The 18,346-nt window shown below is 44.6% G+C and carries 16 protein-coding genes; 7 read left to right on the top strand and 9 right to left on the bottom strand.

What is annotated here, in order from left to right; all coding sequences use genetic code 11:
• The 9 genes from QZ735_RS09025 to QZ735_RS08985 all read right to left on the bottom strand — a co-directional run.
• The coding region (locus QZ735_RS09025; protein ID WP_294247157.1) for an acetate--CoA ligase at positions 1-1,329 on the bottom strand (1,329 nt) is incomplete at its 3' end.
• A gap of 41 nt (positions 1,330-1,370) precedes the next feature.
• Entirely contained in the window at positions 1,371-3,263 is a 1,893-nt protein-coding gene (locus QZ735_RS09020) for an AMP-binding protein (RefSeq protein WP_294247155.1), read from the bottom strand.
• A 138-nt stretch (positions 3,264-3,401) separates the two neighbouring features.
• Entirely contained in the window at positions 3,402-3,776 is a 375-nt protein-coding gene (locus tag QZ735_RS09015; protein WP_294247153.1) for a response regulator, read from the bottom strand.
• Positions 3,777-3,819: 43 nt separating this feature from the next.
• Entirely contained in the window at positions 3,820-6,486 is a 2,667-nt protein-coding gene (locus QZ735_RS09010; protein WP_294247151.1) for an ATP-binding protein, read from the bottom strand.
• Positions 6,479-6,670, bottom strand: a complete 192-nt coding sequence (locus QZ735_RS09005) for a hypothetical protein (RefSeq protein WP_294247149.1) — start codon at positions 6,668-6,670, stop codon at positions 6,479-6,481. The genes QZ735_RS09010 and QZ735_RS09005 overlap by 8 nt, the downstream gene beginning before the upstream one ends.
• Positions 6,671-6,827: 157 nt before the next feature.
• Positions 6,828-7,055: a DUF6814 family protein gene (locus tag QZ735_RS09000; RefSeq protein ID WP_294247146.1), complete on the bottom strand. Its 228-nt coding sequence runs from the start codon at positions 7,053-7,055 to the stop codon at positions 6,828-6,830.
• 44 nt (positions 7,056-7,099) lie between these two features.
• Positions 7,100-8,680 (bottom strand): MFS transporter, encoded by a 1,581-nt coding sequence (locus QZ735_RS08995; protein ID WP_294247142.1) that lies wholly within the window; start codon positions 8,678-8,680, stop codon positions 7,100-7,102.
• A 52-nt stretch (positions 8,681-8,732) separates the two neighbouring features.
• Positions 8,733-10,112: a porin gene (locus QZ735_RS08990; RefSeq protein ID WP_294247140.1), complete on the bottom strand. Its 1,380-nt coding sequence runs from the start codon at positions 10,110-10,112 to the stop codon at positions 8,733-8,735.
• A gap of 188 nt (positions 10,113-10,300) precedes the next feature.
• On the bottom strand, positions 10,301-10,717 hold the full coding sequence (locus QZ735_RS08985) for a helix-turn-helix domain-containing protein (protein WP_294247138.1): 417 nt from the start codon (positions 10,715-10,717) through the stop codon (positions 10,301-10,303).
• Positions 10,718-10,878: 161 nt separating this feature from the next.
• Between QZ735_RS08985 and QZ735_RS08980 the strand changes: the two genes are divergently transcribed.
• The 7 genes from QZ735_RS08980 to QZ735_RS08950 form a co-directional block, all read left to right on the top strand.
• Positions 10,879-11,478 (top strand): GNAT family N-acetyltransferase, encoded by a 600-nt coding sequence (locus tag QZ735_RS08980; protein WP_294247136.1) that lies wholly within the window; start codon positions 10,879-10,881, stop codon positions 11,476-11,478.
• On the top strand, positions 11,450-12,646 hold the full coding sequence (locus QZ735_RS08975; RefSeq protein WP_294247133.1) for an argininosuccinate synthase domain-containing protein: 1,197 nt from the start codon (positions 11,450-11,452) through the stop codon (positions 12,644-12,646). The genes QZ735_RS08980 and QZ735_RS08975 overlap by 29 nt, the downstream gene beginning before the upstream one ends.
• Positions 12,647-12,721: 75 nt before the next feature.
• Positions 12,722-13,684: an N-acetyl-gamma-glutamyl-phosphate reductase gene (gene argC / locus QZ735_RS08970; protein WP_294247132.1), complete on the top strand. Its 963-nt coding sequence runs from the start codon at positions 12,722-12,724 to the stop codon at positions 13,682-13,684.
• Positions 13,685-13,923: 239 nt separating this feature from the next.
• A complete protein-coding gene (locus QZ735_RS08965; RefSeq protein WP_294247130.1) occupies positions 13,924-15,093 on the top strand; it encodes an aminotransferase class III-fold pyridoxal phosphate-dependent enzyme in 1,170 nt (389 codons plus the stop codon).
• Positions 15,094-15,527: 434 nt separating this feature from the next.
• A complete protein-coding gene (locus QZ735_RS08960) occupies positions 15,528-16,487 on the top strand; it encodes an acetylornithine carbamoyltransferase (RefSeq protein ID WP_294247127.1) in 960 nt (319 codons plus the stop codon).
• Positions 16,488-16,578: 91 nt separating this feature from the next.
• Positions 16,579-17,373, top strand: a complete 795-nt coding sequence (gene argB, locus QZ735_RS08955) for an acetylglutamate kinase (protein ID WP_294247125.1) — start codon at positions 16,579-16,581, stop codon at positions 17,371-17,373.
• Positions 17,348-18,346 (top strand): M20 family metallo-hydrolase (locus QZ735_RS08950; RefSeq protein ID WP_294247122.1); only part of this gene is annotated, 999 nt, incomplete at its 3' end. The genes argB and QZ735_RS08950, both read left to right, overlap by 26 nt.

Here is an 18,346-nt window from a genome sequence, read left to right as displayed (position 1 = left end):
CATGATCTCGTTGCGTTTGTCATCCATCAGAACGGGCTGTATTCCCGGCAGCGGCAGGGTGGCGTAGGTGGGTTTCGTAGGCGTAACAAAAGGAAGCGGGGAGATCATGATTCCGCCGGTCTCGGTTTGCCACCAGGTGTCGACAACAGGACATTTTTTTCTTCCGACATGGTCATTGAACCAGTGCCAGGCCTCGTCGTTGATCGGTTCCCCAACGGATCCGATGACTTTCAGGGTGCTGAGGTCATGCTTGTCTACCCATTCCGAGCTTTCCTTCGCAAGGGAACGGATGGCGGTAGGGGCGGTATAAAACTGCGTCACTTTATGTTTTTCAATCACTTCCCAGAAGCGGTCCGGTTCAGGATAGGTGGGAACCCCTTCAAAGATAACGGTAGTGGCACCGTTCAGCAGTGGCCCGTACAGGATGTAGGAGTGGCCGGTGATCCATCCGATGTCTGCCGTACACCAGTAGATGTCATTTTCTTTATAATTGAAGACATTTTTAAAAGTATAAGCCGTATACACCATATATCCGGCACAGGTATGGAGCATTCCCTTCGGCTTCCCGGTTGAGCCGGAAGTATAGAGAATGAAAAGCGGATCTTCGGCATCCATGATCATGGTTACGAAATCCGGCGATGCTTTTTCATAAAGGTCTTCCATCCAGAAATCCCTGCCTTCCTTGATTTTGACTTCATTTTTCGTCCTTTTTACGACCAGTACTTTTTCCACGCTCGGTGTTTTTTCCAATGCTTCATCCACAATGCTTTTCAAATCCAGTACTTTACTGCCCCGGTAGCTTCCGTCGGAGGTGATGACCATTTTCGCGCCGCAGTCATTGACCCTTGAAGAAACGGCTGATGCGGAAAATCCCGCAAAAATAACGGAATGCACCGCTCCCAATTTGGCACAGGCGAGCATGGTAACGGCCAATTCAGGAATCATCGGAAGATAGATGCAGACCCGGTCACCTTTTTCAATGCCCATATCACGGAGAACATTGGCTGTTTTGTTCACTCTCGTATAGAGTTCGTTATAGGAAATGTGCTGCGCCTCTTCTTTCGGATCATTCGGTTCCCAGATGATGGCGGTTTTCTCGCCCCTTACGGAAAGATGGCGGTCCAGGCAGTTTTTGGTGATGTTCAGTTTGGCATTTTTAAACCAGGTGATTTTGGCTTCGTTCATGTCATATTTTACCACTTTGCTCCATCGCTGGTACCAGACGAAATTTTGGTCGGCTATTTTATCCCAGAATTTTTTAGGGTTCTTGATGGAATTTTTATATTCCTCAAAATAATGCGGTAAATCTTCTATCAGGTAGTTTCTCATATCTTTTTAGTTTATTTTACTTGTATGATTTAAATTTAGGTTTAATTTCTTGGAGATGCCTTATAATCTGTGATTTTCAGCTGGATCTCTTCGATGATTTTTTCGTCGTCGATCGTTGAAGGAACCTGGAATTCTTTCCCGTCCATCATTGTCCTGATCAGTTTCCTCAGGATTTTTCCGGAACGTGTTTTCGGCAGCCTTGTAACGGTCATCACATTCTTGAGACATGCCACTGCGCCGATTTTTTCCCGGACCATCTGTACGATCTCCTTTTCTAGGGTTTTATCCTGAATGGCGGAACCGTTTTTGACGACCACAGTTGCAAAAGGAACCTGGCCTTTCAGTTCGTCATCGATCCCGACAACGGCACATTCGGCCACATCGGGATGGGACGAAACGATTTCCTCCATTTCGGAAGTCGAGAGACGGTGGCCGGCCACATTGATGACGTCATCCACCCTTCCGGTGATGAAGATATATCCGTCTTCGTCCCTGATGGCGCCGTCTCCTGAGAAATAATAGCCTTCATACTGCGACAGGTAACTGCTCCGGAAACGTTCGTTATCATTCCAGATGCCCAATAATGCGCCTGGTGGAAGCGGAAGTTTAATGATCAGGTAACCTTCCTGATGGGCATCCAGCTCAAGCCCGTTTTCATCAAAGATTTTGATATCATAACCCGGAACCGGTTTTCCGGCAGAAGCTCTTTTGATTTTATAGGTATCGTCAGCGGTCAGTAAGCCGAGCATCGGCCACCCCGATTCTGTCTGCCACCAGTGGTCGATGGCCGGAACGCCGATGTGCTTTTCAAACCAGTCCAGGGTTGCCACATCGCATCTTTCGCCCGCAAGGAACTGTTTTTTAAAATGGGTTAAATCGTATTTCTTCACCAGCTCACCGTCGGGATCTTCTTTTTTGATGGCGCGGATGGCGGTAGGAGCGGTGAACATCACCGAAACTTTATATTCTGAAATGATTCTCCAGAATGTGCCTGCATCTGGTGTCATCACCGGTTTTCCTTCGAAAATAACCGTCGTGTTCCTGTTGATCAGCGGTCCGTAGACGGAAAAGCTGTGGCCGACTGCCCAGCCGAAATCGGAGGCCGCCCAATAGGTTTCTCCCGGTTCTACGCCGTAAATGTTGTTCATGGAAAATTTCAATGCGGTGGCATAGCCTCCCGTATCACGGGTGATTCCTTTGGGTTTTCCTGTGGTTCCGGAAGTATACAGTAAGTAAAGTGGGTGAGTGGATTCTACGGGTACACAGTCTGCCGGCTCCGATTGCTGAACCAATGTTTCATAATCGATCAGCCCTTCAAACATTTCATGCTGATTGTCGGCTAATTTCCTGTTGTACACAATAATATTTTCTACTTTGTCCTGGGCCAGCTCAATGGCTTTTTCTACCAGCGGCAGATAAGGGATTCTTTTGGCGATTTCGATGCCTGCCGTTGCGGTAATCAGGGCTTTCGGCTTGCAGTCATCGATCCGTACCACCAGTTCATTCGGTGCGAACCCGCCAAAAACCACATTGTGGATCACGCCGATTCTGGCGCAGGCCAGCATGGCAAATAAAGTCTGGGGAATCATCGGCATGTAAATCACAGCCGTATCACCTTTCTGCAGTCCCAGGGAAACCAGTCCGCCGGCCAGCCTTGAAATTTCCTCTTTAGCCTGGTTAAAAGTATAGGTCTTCTTCCGGGCGGTGACCGGAGAATCATAGATGATGGCGACCTGTTCCCCGAAACCGTCTTCAATGTGTTTATCGATGCAGAGGTAGCACATGTTCAGTTCTCCGTCGGGAAACCATTGGGCATACCTGTTTTCATCCCTGGAAAGAATCTGTTCCGGAAATGCAAACCAGCTTATTTTACCGGCCTGTTCCTTCCAGAATCCTTCTTTGTCTTCGATGCTCCTTTTAAATAAATCTTCCATGTTCGTCATACGCTTTTCCGTTAAATTTAATTCCGGCAATACCATCTTCAGTTATCCCATCAACAACCTGCCCTTTTACAATCAACTATCAACTATCTATGATCTGCTATTTTACAATCAACTATCAACCATCAACCATCATTCATCCTTCCTTCCCGCCAGCTCCTCAATCTGCTGCATCAGCTTTTTGATCGAATAAGGCTTTGTTACATACGCATCGGCGCCCATTTCCAGTCCTTTTTCAATATCTTTCGGGTTGTTTTTGGCACTCAGGAAAATCACTTTCGTGTCTTTTAGCGCTTCTTCTTTCCTGATGATTTCCAGGGTGCTGTATCCGTCCAGGTTCGGCATCATGATATCCAGGAGGATGACGTCCGGAACCATGGTTTTCAGGAATTCGAGGACTTCCGTTCCGTCTCTCGCGATGTATACGTCATAGCCGTTTTTTCTGAAGCTATACTCCAGGGACATTAATATTTTGTGTTCGTCATCTGCAATAATGATCTTTTTCATACTACTTTCTTATCGTTCAACTTCATGTTCTTTCTTACTCTTTTTACTGTGCGGGCAGAGATACAGTGAAGGTAACCCCCAGCCCGCTGTTTTCTGCCTTGATTTCACCACCATGGTTGTGGATGATCTTTTTACAGATGGCCAGGCCCAGCCCGCTTCCTGCCTGCTTCAGGAGATTCTGGTTCTTCGACTGGTAAAATTTGCCGAAGATCAGGTTAAGGTCTCCTTCCGGAATCAGTTTTCCGGTATTGAAAATACTGATGACCAGTTCTTTTTCCCTGTGGGAAAATTTGGTCTGGATGGTGCCCTGCTCATCGGCGAACTTCAAAGCATTGCCCAGAATATTCTGGAATAGCTGGATCATCCGTGCTTCATCATATTCAAAGATAAAATGATTCAGGAGATTGACCTCACTGATGTGGATTTTTTTCTGATGAATAAGGTGCAGCAGCGGGTTCAGTGCCTTTTTATAGGTTTCCAGAATATTGTTTTGCGCCAGGTTCAGGGCAATTTCCCCATGTTCTAATTTGTCCAGGTACAGGATATCGTTGATGATTTCGCTCAGCCGGTCCGATTCCGTAATGATGTTGTTTAGAAATTCCCTTTTTATTTCCGGGGGAATATCATCGTCATCTGCCAGGATCTCCCCCGCGGAGCGGATGGCGGTGATCGGTGTCCTCAGCTCATGGGCAACGGAATCCAGGAAGTCATCTTTCTGGCGGTCTTTGATCATCAGGTTTTCATTGGCATTTTTCAGGTCATCGGAAAGTTTTTTGAGCTCCTGGGACTGTTCCGTTAGTTTTTTGTTCAGGGTAATATTTTCTTTTGATTCCTCGAGGATGTTCAGTACTTCCTTCAGGGAAATTTTGTCCTCTTTGGTCACTCCCTCGATAAGGATTTTTGCTGAGGCGGTCCCGATCCTTCCTGCAAGCAGGTTTTCCGAAAACTTGATGAACCGGGAATCGGCAGTTTCCGCTTCCGAATCGATGTTGTATTTCAGGTTAAAGATCCGCATCGCCTGTTCGGTTTTCTTCTGGCCTAAAAACCGGACCAGGATGTTCCGGATATCTGAAACGTAGGCGGTCCCGCGCCAGATAAAGGCGTTTTCATGGTTCTGTATGTATTTATCAATGTCCACGTAGAGTTCCGCAAAATTCCGCTCGCGGTAATCGCCTCTTTTGCTCACGGAAATGACAGCAAAAAGCCCGGTATTGACCAGCAGTGACCAGAAAAAAATCTCCGGGATCCTGCCCAGGTAAGAAATATCAAAAAAGCTGAAGGCATCGTACATATTTCTCAGGACGCCTTTGAATTCCTGGTTGTAAGAGAAATAGTATTGCGGAATAATCAGTCCGAAATAGCAGATGGCCAGTCCGGCAAGCAGCCCTGCAACAACCCCTTTGTAACTTCCCCTTCTCCAGAAAATAGCTCCGAAATAAGCGGGGGCAAGCTGGGCAATGATAACGAAAGAAATAAGCCCGACAGAATCCAGCGATGTTTTCAGGATAAAATATTTATAAAAAGCAAAAGCCATGATAATGAGTCCGAAAATGCTGAATTTCCTGATCCGTGTAATGGTGCGTGTGTTATTAGCCTCGTCTTCCGCCTTGAACTTGCCGAGCAGACCGTACGGAATGATCAGGTTGTTCGAAAGCATGATGGAAAGCGTGATCGCCGAAATAATCATCATAGAAATACTGGAGCTCAGTCCGCCCAGAAAGACCAGCACCGTAACGACCGTATTATGGAAATGCTGCGGAATGAGGATCGAGTAAAACTCAGGATTGACTTGACGGCCCTCAAAGATCAGTCTGCCGGCCCACGCAATCGGAAAAATGAAGAGGGTGAAAATCAGCAGATACAGCGGGAAAAACCAGATGGCTGTCCTGATATGCTTTTCCTGTCTGTTCTCGATGATGGCGGTATGAAACTGTCTCGGCAGCAGGCAGATGGCAGTCCCGGAGATCATGCAGAGAATCATCCAGTTCAGGGCGCCTTCCACTCCGTTGAAGGTGTTTTTAGCCTTGAAATCGCTGAAGCGGCTGGCTTTATTATAGATATCTGAAAATCCGTCAAAAGCGAAATAAATAACGAAGACTCCCAGGACAATGATGAAAAAGAGTTTTAAAAAACTTTCCAGCGCAATGGCGGACACGATTCCCAGCCGCTTTTCGGAAGCGTCTACATATCTTGTTCCATAATAGGAAGCAAAAACTGCAATCAGCACTACCACAAAAGTTGCCGTGTCGGTAAGGAGGTTCTTTGCGACAGGAGTTTCCGTTACCAGGTGAAAGGTTTCGGAGATGGCTTTGATCTGCAGACCGATGTATGGAATGATAGCAAATAGGCAGACCAGCGTGATGATGGCGCTGAGGCTTCTGCTGTTGCCGTACCTGAGGGAAATGAAATCGGCCAGGCTGCTGATTTTGTTGATTCTGGAAATCCTGACGATCCTGGTGTTGATGTAGATCCAGGCCGGAATTACGATGATGGGCCCTACGTAGATCGTAAGATAATTGAGCCCGCTGGTGGCAGCAACGCCGATGCTTCCGTAATACGTCCAGGCCGTACAATATACAGCGAGGGAAAGCGCATACATGTACGGATTGTTGATCCAGAGCTTGCTCTTCTTCTTCTCTGCCAGGTAGGCAACGAAGAACAAAAGGGCCAGATACAGCAAGACTACAGAGAACAGCGCAAAACTACTCATATCTTTTTACGATTACAAAAGCGATGACGATGGAGGCTGTCCATACAGCAAACAGATAGACCAGCAGCAGGGGGTATCCGAGTACTTCCTGCTCACTGTTGAAAAGCAGGGAAACCGGAATGCTGAAAGCGACCATCAGTCCGATGCTCAGCAAAATCAGTTTCTGTTCGTGTCTTTTTTTCATAATTGATGATTGATAAACGATGAATGAGTCTCCATTCAGGGTAATTCACCGTTTATTTTTGATAAACTCTTTTGATGACATATTATAAATGAATGATAATCGATCTTATGACAGAAGTGAATCGGTCATGGATCAATTATCATTCATTGTTTATACCTTAATTTTTATCGTCGTCATATTCGCCTGTTAAGGCATAATAGCCGAAAATTCCCAGTCCGCCCGAGATGATCGGCATCAGTACAAACAGGATGATGATCCCGAACACCAGGTCTTCCTGTTTTCCTGAGGTGATTTTAGGGATTCCCAGTACGGTAATTCCGAAATATCCCACAACCAGCGCCACTGCGATCCAGAGGATGCCTAATATTTTTTTGAGTCCGTTCATTTTAATACATTTAAAATTAATAAAAAGTTTGATTGGTACGGCAGTTATTCGTGAATATTGTTGTTCTTTCTTTTCAGGTAAAACAATCCGATAACCAGGCAGACGGTGGCAACCCCGATCGGATACCAGAGGCCTTCTAGGTACCAGCTGGCATGACCGGCCTCTTTGCCCGTTGTCACCAGGTAAGTGGCTACGGCAGGAAGAAGTCCGCCGAATACTCCGTTTCCGATATGGTAAGGCAGGGACATCGACGTGTAGCGGATCCGCACCGGGAACATCTCCACCAGGAAGGCTGCAATCGGTCCGTATACCATCGTCACAAAGATGACCTGGATAAATACCAAGAAGATCAGGTACCATTTGGTTTCGGAAGTGAGTTTTACCGACTGGGTAATCTTAGGCTCTTCCGCTTTCCCGTCCTTCATGACCGGACCGGCCGGAGACCAGTGGGCAACGCTGTCTTTCTTGATTAAAGTACCGTCGGTATAAAGCGTTTCCCTGTGAAAGGTAATCAGGCTGTCCGTCGCTATTTTATCATGTACTTTTACCGTTCTCTCTTCCGTAATGCCGTTGGTTTCCACGGTTTTATTCTCCACGCTTACACTCTTGTACATCGCATCGTAAATCGGGCGGTAGGCGAGGATCGCAATCAGCATCCCGGTCATCATCACTGCTTTTCTTCCGATCTTATCGGAAAGCCATCCGAAGAATACGAAAAACGGGGTTCCCATCAGCAGGGCAATGGCCATCAGCGAATCTACCTGCGCAGATTCTACATTCATTACCTTCTGAAGGAAGCTCATTGCGTAAAACTGTCCTGTATACCAGATCACCCCTTGTCCCATCGCTGCCCCGAAGAGTGCCAGCAGGACAAATTTAAAATTGAATTTGTTCCCAAAACTTTCCTTTAACGGATTTTTAGAGGTTTTCCCTTCACTTTTAGCTTTGGCAAACAGCGGAGATTCCTTCATGTTTTTCCTGATGATATAGGAAACGCCTACCATGAGAATTGAAATCCAGAACGGGATTCTCCAGCCCCAGCCATCAAATTCTTCTGCAGAAAGCGTGGTTTTCGTAATGAGGATAACGATCAGGGAGATAAACAGCCCGGCTGTAGCGGTAGTTTGTATCCATGATGTCCAGTAGCCTCGCCGGTGCGGCTGTGCATATTCAGCCACATAGGTAGCGGCACCGCCGTATTCGCCTCCCAAGGCCAGTCCCTGCAATAATCTCAGAATCAGGACCAGGACCGGGGCCATGAACCCGATGGTTTCATAGCTCGGGATGCAGCCGATCAGGAAGGTGGAAAAGCCCATGATGAGCAGAGTGACCAGGAAGGTGTATTTTCTTCCGATGAGGTCTCCCAGCCGTCCGAAAAACAAGGCTCCGAATGGCCGTACTACAAATCCCGCTGCAAAAGTGGCAAGGGTGGATAAAAAGGCAGCGGTAGGATTATCTGCCGGAAAGAATTTGGTAGCCAGTACTACCGCAAGGCTGCCGAAGATATAAAAGTCATACCATTCGATCAGGGTGCCGAGGGAGGAAGCGGTGATTACGCTCCAGATGGTGCGGTTTTTCTGCCGGTCCGTCATATTCTCGTAGCTTTCATAGTGCTTTTCGCTCATATTGCTTGATTTTAGTTGGTTGATAATTTAAATAGATTCCCATCCTGTTGTATTACAGGTAGATCTGGAACTGGACGATGAATTCGCCTTTGGAAGTCGGGCTTTCCGTCGGGTTGGTGTACACCGGCCGGGTGGAATACTGTGTGGTAATTTTTGCATGGTGCCCGTCAAGGAACCAGTTTGCTCCGATATCAAACTGGGAGGATGATTTATCTAAAGCTTCAAAACTTTTGTGGGTATAGGCGGCAAAAGGCTGTATCCTGATTTTCGGTTTTTCTGCCTGGCTCGGCAGCAAGACTCCGGCCTGTGCATAAATTACGTTTCCGGTACCGATGGTGGGCTGAAGATTTCCCGGACCGGCAATGGCTTTCTGGCCGGTAAAATTAGGATCGGTAGCGGCGATGTTCATTGTTCCCAGGTTCCTGAGGTAATTGGGGCCGAACTGGTAATTATAATATCCGGCGTAGGCCGAAACGGCCATTTTATTTTTGGCATTCCCAAGCGGGATATCAGCGAAGGCATCTACAGCCAGAAGGGTAATATCGTGTTTTTCAACAGCTGAATTAACGGAGGTCCGGGTTCCATCTGCCTGATGGTAAAATCCGGCACCCACATTAAATACCTTTTTTGTCCCGAGATAAGAACCTACTTTAAACGGGAGGGTGTTGGATTCTTCGTCCAGAAACTGGTACTCCACGTAACCTGCCTTTGAAAAACTTGGATTTCCGTTGTTGTCTACCGCTATTGCCCGTGCAGGATCGGTAACATTTATCGGAGTCAGGTCGGTGGCAAAAGGTTTGTTAAGGCTGAACCGGTACTCCAGTTTCCCGTATTTCCCTTTGGCGAACATGCCGAGCTGGCGGGCAAACTGGTCGGAATTATCGATTAGGGGCCAGCTGAAAACAGGGGAATCCAGCGTAAGGAAATTAAGTGTGGATGCCATTGTCATCCGGGAAAGCCCCATATAATAATGAAGTCCGGCTCCTAAGGATAAGCTGAATTTTCCGGCTTCTCCGGGCAGTAACACGGCATATTCATTCCATGCATCATGAAAAAACAGCTGGGTTTTTTTTCCGTTGCCGTTTCCTCCTGTCCCGGTTGTTCCGGGTGCCCCGCCATTGATAAAGGTCTGGTTGTTGATCCCGAAATGAAGAAGGATCATGTATCGTTTTGAAATCTGGGCATAGGCAAGGGCTCTCAGCCTGCGGTTTCCGAGGCTCCAGGAATGGTCTGTTGGTTCTCCGCCCACCATGCTTCCGGGATTCATCTGGGTGTTCCTCAGCCAGAACTGATCCCATAATATAAACCGGACATACTTATCACCCTGCTGATTAATATTGAGCTTGAGTCCGCTGCCATAATCCGGAGAACCTTGTGCATATAATGAACCGCCCGTTAAAGCCAATCCTATACAAATGAGTATTTTCTTCATAAATTATTATTTTTTGGCGTTCTTTTTTGTGAAAGCCAAATTGGAATTAATAATTTAGTTATGAAAATTTAATATATACTAATGCTAAGGATATAGTTATAGGTTGTTAATTATGAGTTATAATATAAGTATCTAAGGTTCATGACTCATAATTCATCATTAATAACTTATAACTCACAACTCTTAGCTTATTTCTTAAACCTTTCCCACTTGATCAGCATGTATTTATCCGCAAACTGGGTAATGATGAGTCCTGAGTTTTTGATGTTTTCCTCTTTCGACATGTATTCGATAAGTTCATTCTGTTTGAGGATCTTATAGACCGGGTGGAATTCGGAATGGGGCGGCCGGGTGATGTTGTACTTCCTGATCCAGGAGCTTACGGTAACATGCGAGACGCCCAGGATACGTTCTATTTCACGATAGCTTAAGCCTTCGAGATAGAGCTGAAGTGCCTTGGTAACATAATAGTCGTCAATCTGTTTCCCGAGTTTCCTTACGGTAAAGTAATAATTGCAGTGCTTGCAGTGGAAACGTTGTTTTTCATTGATGATTCCGCTCTTGACAACATTGGTGTTTCCGCATTTGGGGCAGCTTTTCTCCATGATCTATATCTTTTTAGCAAATATATAATAATCTAGCAATATGTTAATTTACTGTAAAGATAAATTAACTTTTTAATAATATTTTAAGCTAAAAATTATCTTTATAATTTGGTTTTTAAAGTAATTATATTTTAAATTTGTCAAAAATTTCAGATAAATAAATGGAAATAGAGGTTTCTTCATCCATTCATCTGATGTATGTGAATGAAATACAGCAGGAAATGTATGATTCTGCACAGCGCAGAGGAACAGGAATAGCAAAGCGATCAATTGAATATCTCAGTAAAAAAATTACTGAAGGCAATGCGGTAGTGGCTACGGATAACGGTAAGTGGGTCGGGTTCTGCTATATTGAAACCTGGTCTCACGGTCAGTTTGTAGCCAATTCGGGACTTATTGTTTCTCCGGATTTCAGGCATCTGGGAGTCGCTACCCTGATTAAGGATAAAGTATTCGCTTTATCCCGGAATAAGTATCCGGAAGCTAAAATTTTCGGATTAACCACCGGATTGGCGGTGATGAAGATCAACAGCGACCTGGGTTACAAACCTGTCATCTATTCCGAACTCACACAGGACGAAGAATTCTGGAACGGCTGCAAAAGCTGCGTGAATTACGATATTCTGATGAAAAAAGAACGGAAGAACTGCCTGTGTACGGCAATGCTTTTCGTTCCTGAAAATGCAAAAAAGAACAGTGCTGAAAACAGTCAGCCGGATAATCGATACAATAATGAGCAAGAAAGTAGTTTTAGCGTTTAGCGGAGGTCTCGATACCTCGTACTGTGCTAAATACCTCAGTGAAACATTGGGGTATGAGGTGTATGCCGTAACGGTGAACACCGGAGGTTTTACGGAAGAAGAGGAAAAAGAACTGGAGAATAGGGCGTTGAACCTTGGCGTAAAAGAGTACAGGTGCATAGACGCTCAGAAAGATTATTATCAGTCTTGTGTAAAATATCTGATTTTCGGGAATGTGCTGAAAAACAATACCTATCCTCTGTCTGTAAGTGCGGAACGCACCATCCAGGCGCAGGAAATTGCTAAGTATGCGATTAAAACCGGTGCGGATGCCATTGCGCACGGAAGTACCGGAGCAGGAAACGACCAGGTCCGCTTTGACCTGATTTTCCAGGTGATGTGCCCGGAAGTGGAAATCATTACGCCGATCCGTGATATGGCTTTGTCCCGTGAAGAAGAAATTGAATTCCTCAAAAGCCACGGCTATGATAAGGAATTCCAGAAAGCGCAGTATTCCGTAAATAAAGGGCTATGGGGAACTTCGGTGGGCGGAAAAGAAACCCTGACTTCAAGAAATTATCTTCCTGAAGAAGCGTTTCCATCACAAATTAAAGAAACCCGGCCTTCCGGACTGGAAATCGAGTTTACCCATGGGGAAATTACCGCAGTAAACGGAGAATATTTTGAGCATCCGGTGTATGCAATTCAGAAGATTGAGCAGCTGGCATCTGCTTACGGAATCGGCCGTGATATCCACGTCGGGGATACTATTGTAGGCATTAAAGGCAGGGTAGGATTTGAAGCGGCGGCAGCCTCCGTGATCATCAAAGCGCATCATTTACTGGAAAAACATACGCTTTCAAAATACCAGCAGACGATAAAGTCTCAGCTGTCCGATTGGTACGGGAACTGGCTTCACGAAGCGCTTTTCCTGGATCCGGTGATGAGAAATATCGAATCTTTCCTTACGGATTCCCAGAAAACGGTCAGCGGTAAAGTCTTCGTAACCCTTCATCCGTACCGTTTTATTTTAAACGGGATTGAATCCGTTCACGATCTGATGTCCGACAAATTCGGAAGTTATGGGGAAGCGAACAGGGCCTGGACAGGCGATGATGTAAAAGGCTACACGAAAATCCTGAGCAATTCATTGAATATATACCATCAGATCAATAAGGCGAATGGCTGATTGCTGCTGGCTATTGGCTTTAAGTTTTTACCCTTTAAGTATGTTTACATTTTTTAAAAATATCAATTCAACTCTATGAAGACGGTAGGAATTATAGGAGCGAACGGATATACCGGCAGCGAACTGATCCGCATTCTGGCTTTTCATCCGAACATTTCGCTGAGCTTTTTATACAGCCGTTCCAATCCGGGAATTAAGATTTCAGATCTGTACCCGGACCTGGAAACCGTTTGCGATATGGTGCTGACCGATCAGCCGCAGGATACTGATATTGTATTCCTGTGCCTTCCTCACAAAGAAAGCCGGAACTGGCTGGCGCAGAATAAGATCAAAGAAGAAACATTGGTGATTGATCTTGGAAATGATTTCCGGTTGGACGGGAATTTCGGAGACCGGAATTTTATCTACGGATTGCCCGAAATTCATAAAAAACAGCTTTCAGGAGCTAAAAGTATTGCCAATCCGGGATGTTTTGCCACCGCCATTCAGCTGGCTTTGCTTCCTTTAGCGGATAAAGGATTGCTTAATGATGTTTACACCACCGGAATTACGGGTTCCACAGGTGCCGGACAATCTTTACAGGCAACCACGCATTTTACCTGGAGGAACGATAATATTTCAGCTTATAAAACACTGACGCATCAGCATGTGGATGAAATTTTGCAACAGCTGGTTACGTTGAACTCAGATGAAGTCAGCCTGAATTTTGTTCCGTGGAGAGGGGATTTTGCAAGAGGAATTTTTACGAGCTCTACGATAAAAACAGAGGCGGCATTATCAGATATCGAGCAGTGGTTCAGGGATTTTTATGCAGAGGAGGCTTTCGTAACGGTAAGTGAAAAAGCCATTGATTTAAAACAGGTGGTCAATACCAATCGCTGTGTGATTCAGATTGAAAGATGTGGGAATGTGACCGTCATTCACTCAGCGATTGACAATCTATTGAAAGGCGCTTCCGGGCAGGCGGTACAAAACATGAATATCGCGATGGGCTGGGAAGAAAACCTGGGACTGAACCTGAAGCCGGTAGCTTTTTAAGCTGAATGGACAGAAAGTTAATGGTCAATAGGTTAATGGTGAATTTTTAGAATCTATCACTTATCAATCATCAATCATCACTTATCAATTATAACCCAAGAGGTGAATAGTCAATAAGTCAATGGTGAATTTTTAGAAGCAATCAATCATCATTTATAATTTAAGAGGTGAATCGTCAATAACTCAATGGTGAATTCTTAGAATCTATCAATCATCAATCATCATTTATAATTTAAGGCATGAATTTATTCAACGTATATCCATTATTTAACATCAATCCTGTCAAAGCGCAGGGATCATTCCTCTGGGACGACAAAGGAGAGCAGTATCTTGATTTTTACGGCGGTCACGCGGTAATTTCCATCGGGCATAATCATCCGCATTATCAGGGCAGGTTAAAGAAGCAGTTAGACAAAATATCTTTCTATTCCAACTCCGTGCAGAATGAATTGCAGACTGAGCTGGCCGAAAAATTGGGAAAACTTTCCGGGCTGGAAGAGTATAACCTTTTTCTGTGCAATTCGGGAGCAGAGGCCAATGAAAATGCATTAAAGCTGGCTTCTTTTCATAACGGGAAAAGCAAAGTGCTGTATTTTTCGGGTTCCTTCCATGGAAGAACCTCGGCAGCAGTATCCGTTACGGATAATCCGAAGATTGTTGCTCCGGTAAATTACGATGAAAGATTTATTAGATCGGAATGGAACAACATCGGACAGCTCGAAGAAGTTTTTGAAAAAGAAGGAAATGAAATTTCATCCGTCATCATCGAAGGGATTCAGGGCGTAGGCGGAATTATGATTCCAACGGTTGAATTTTTAACCAAAATCAAGGAATTATGCGAAAAACATAATGCCGTCCTGATTTTGGATGAAGTACAGTCGGGCTATGGCAGAAGCGGATATTTCTTCGCCCATCAGGAGTTGGGGATAGAAGCCGATGTGATTACCACGGCGAAAGGAATGGGGAACGGTTTCCCGATCGGCGGTGTTATGATTCATCCGAAATTTAAAGCCAGCAATGGCCTGCTGGGAACCACTTTCGGAGGGAATCATTTAGCCTGTGCAGCGGCGATCGCTGTACTGGATGTGATGAAAGATGAAAATCTTATCGAAAATGCTCGGAAAATGGGAGCATATATTGAAGATGCGATTAAGGATTTTCCGCATATCAAAACGATCCGGAGGAAAGGACTGATGATCGGCATTGAACTCGACAGGGATTGTGCTGAAGTCAGGAACAGTCTATTGTATGACCACCATATTTTTACAGGAAATTCCAACGATAAGACGGTGCTGAGGATTCTCCCGGCGCTGAATATCAAAAAAGAGGAAACCGACCTGTTTGTTACAGCTTTAAAAGCGGTTTTAGAAAATTTAACGGTAAAAGAGCAGGAAGTTGTGACACATTAAAATGATGTGGAAAATATAACCACAAAAGTCACAAAAGCTTTCTAACACATTAGGCACATCAGATTTTAAGTTTAAAGCTATACGTATATTTTTAGATCACAGAAGAAGAAAATCAAAGATTTTCAATTGGATCTAACCTTTTGTTGGCTGAGGCTCTCGAAGTGACACTATCATCTGTGAAAATCCTTACAATCTATGGGAAAATTTAAACCACAAAAGTTACAAAAGCTCAATACATTAAAAATTAGAGCTACAGTCTTGACAATACAGACCACATCAGTTTTAGAAAATCTTTGATTTTCATCTGATATGTTCTAAAATATTTTCAAAGCAATTAAAGTTTTCTCATGTGACTGATGTGTTAAAATGATGCGTCAATCCGTAAAATCTGTTGAAAAAAAAGCAATAACCGAAAGCTCTTAAAATCAATTACAATGAAAAAATTCACCGCTGTAAGTGACGTTGAAAACTTACAGGAAATGATAAAAAAAGCTTTACAAATAAAAGAAGATCCGCTCTCGGAACCTGAGAAAGGAAAAGGAAAAACCATCGGGCTGGTCTTTTTGAATTCAAGTTTACGAACGCGCCTCAGCAGCCAGATTGCGGCCCAGAATTTAGGGTTGAACGTGCTTACTCTAAATGCAGCCCAGGAAGCCTGGAACCTTGAATTTGCTGACGGTGCCGTGATGAACGGTGATACCGTGGAACACATCAAAGACGCGATTGAGGTGCTGAACCAGTATTGCGATATCATCGCCGTGCGTTGTTTTGCCGGCATGAAAAACAAGGAAGATGACGTGAATGAAAGTATTTTAAGTCAGTTTGAACAACACGCCAAAGTTCCGGTCATTTCATTGGAATCGGCGACGCGCCATCCTTTGCAGAGTCTTGCAGACTGTATCACGATTACTGAAAACTGGAAAAAAGAAGGTAAGCCGAAAGTCGTTCTGACCTGGGCTCCGCACATCAAGCCGATCGCACAAGCCGTGGGGAACTCATTTGCAGAATGGATGCAGGAAATGAATGTTGATTTCGTGATCACCAATCCGGAAGGTTATGATCTGGACAAAAAATTTACGAAAGACGTACCGGTAATTCATGATCAGCAAGAAGCCCTGAAAGATGCCGATTTTGTGTACGTAAAAAACTGGTCTTCATTTGATGATTATGCGGCGATGCCCGAAGTAAAAGAAAACTGGATGCTGACGAATGAAAAACTGGAAGCCACCCATGAGGCAAAGGTGATGCACTGCCTTCCGGTCCGCAGAAATGTGGAACTGAGTGATGAGGTGATGGACGGGGAACATTCCATCATTTATCAGCAGGCCAAAAACCGGATCTTTTCTGCACAGGCCGTGTTTTCTGAGATTCTGGATGGAATCAATACAAAATAAACTAAAACCTCATAGGTTTCCAAAACCTGTGAGGTTTAAATGAACAGGTTTTGTCAAGATTTTAAATCTTGACATATCAAAAAGGATAAAAATGAAAGAAAAGTTATACATCGTAAAAATCGGCGGCGCACTGATCGACGACGAGGAATTGCTCGACGAATTCCTGGAACAGTTTGCGGGGATCGGGGAAAAAAAGATCCTGGTTCATGGCGGCGGGAAGCTCGCTACGACTTTAGCGGATAAACTTGGAATCGAGCAGAAGATGGTGAACGGGCGCCGGATTACGGATAAAGAAACCCTGGATCTGGTGGCCATGGTCTATGCCGGCGGCATCAATAAAAATATCGTGGCCAGGCTTCAGCAGAAAAAATGCAAGGCCATCGGCTTTTCAGGGGCGGATGCGAATTTAATTAAGGCTAAAAAAAGGGAAGATGCGGAAATCGATTTTGGATTCGTAGGCGATATTACCGAGAAAGGGGTAAACAGAAAACTGATCTCAAAAATGATGAAGCTTGATCTGGTTCCTGTGTTTTCCGCGATCACCCATGATAAAAAAGGACACCTTTTCAATACCAATGCAGATACCATTGCTTCGGTGGTCGCCCAGGCTTTATCCATAAAATATGATGTGGAATTGGTCTATTGTTTTGATAAAGAAGGGGTTTTGGAAGATGTAAATAATCCTGAATCGTTAATTAAAAATATTTCCGAACAGGAATTTTCCCTTTTGAAAAATGCAGGGAAATTACATAAAGGAATTCTGCCCAAGCTTGAAAATGCGCTGGGAGCCATAAGAAATAATGTAAACAAGGTATTCTTAATTAAAGAAACCCAACTGAAAAACCATATCGAAAACCATCATGCAGGAACTGAGATCTGTTTATAGCAAAGAAGAATTGCTGAACAACGCCATAGAATTACTGAAAAATCTGATTGAAATTCCGTCCTTCAGTAAGGATGAGTTCAATACCTCCGTAGAAATTGAAAACTTTTTCAAAAAGCACGGGATCCCCACCAAACGTTTTAAAAACAATATCTGGGCGGTGAACAGAAATTTCGATGTATTCAAGCCTTCAATTCTGCTGAATACTCATCACGATACGGTAAAACCTAATAAAGCCTATACCCTGGATCCGTTTTTACCCATTGAAAAAGACGGGAAATTATTCGGGTTGGGAAGCAATGATGCAGGAGCCTCCCTGGTTTCGATGGCGCAGGTTTTTTTATACTTTTATGACAGAGAAGATTTACAGTATAATCTGATCATCGCTCTCACCGCTGAAGAAGAAATATCCGGTTTTGACGGTATAGAAGCCTTATTCCCGCAACTTCCGAATATAGAACTCGCTATCGTAGGAGAACCGACCCAGATGAATCTGGCCATTGCAGAAAAAGGTCTGCTGGTAATCGACGGGGAAATGAAAGGAACACCTTCCCATGCCGCTCATCCGAACAATGATAATTCCATTGTAAAATGCATGGAAGACCTGCAGCATATTTTAAACTTTAAATTCCCCAAAGTTTCCGACTATCTGGGTGAAGTTAAGGTGACGCTTTCAGGCATTCATGCAGGAATCCAGCACAACGTCGTTCCGGAATCGTGTACTTTCACGCTGGATGTGAGGGTGACGGACGAATATTCCAACAGGGAAGTCTTCGAAATCATTCAGTCCCAGATGAAATCGGTTTTAACGGCGAGGTCATTCCGGTTAAATTCCTCAAAAATAGCTCTGGATCATCCGTTTGTAAAAGCAGGACTGGAAATAGGCAGGACTACTTACGGATCACCGACTTCCTCCGACCAGGCGATCATTCCGTGTACTTCGGTAAAGCTGGGACCCGGCGACAGCAGGCGCTCC

Source organism: uncultured Chryseobacterium sp. (assembly GCF_913776365.1).
Lineage (GTDB): Bacteria > Bacteroidota > Bacteroidia > Flavobacteriales > Weeksellaceae > Chryseobacterium.
This window is presented reverse-complemented; position numbering and strand designations above follow the sequence as displayed.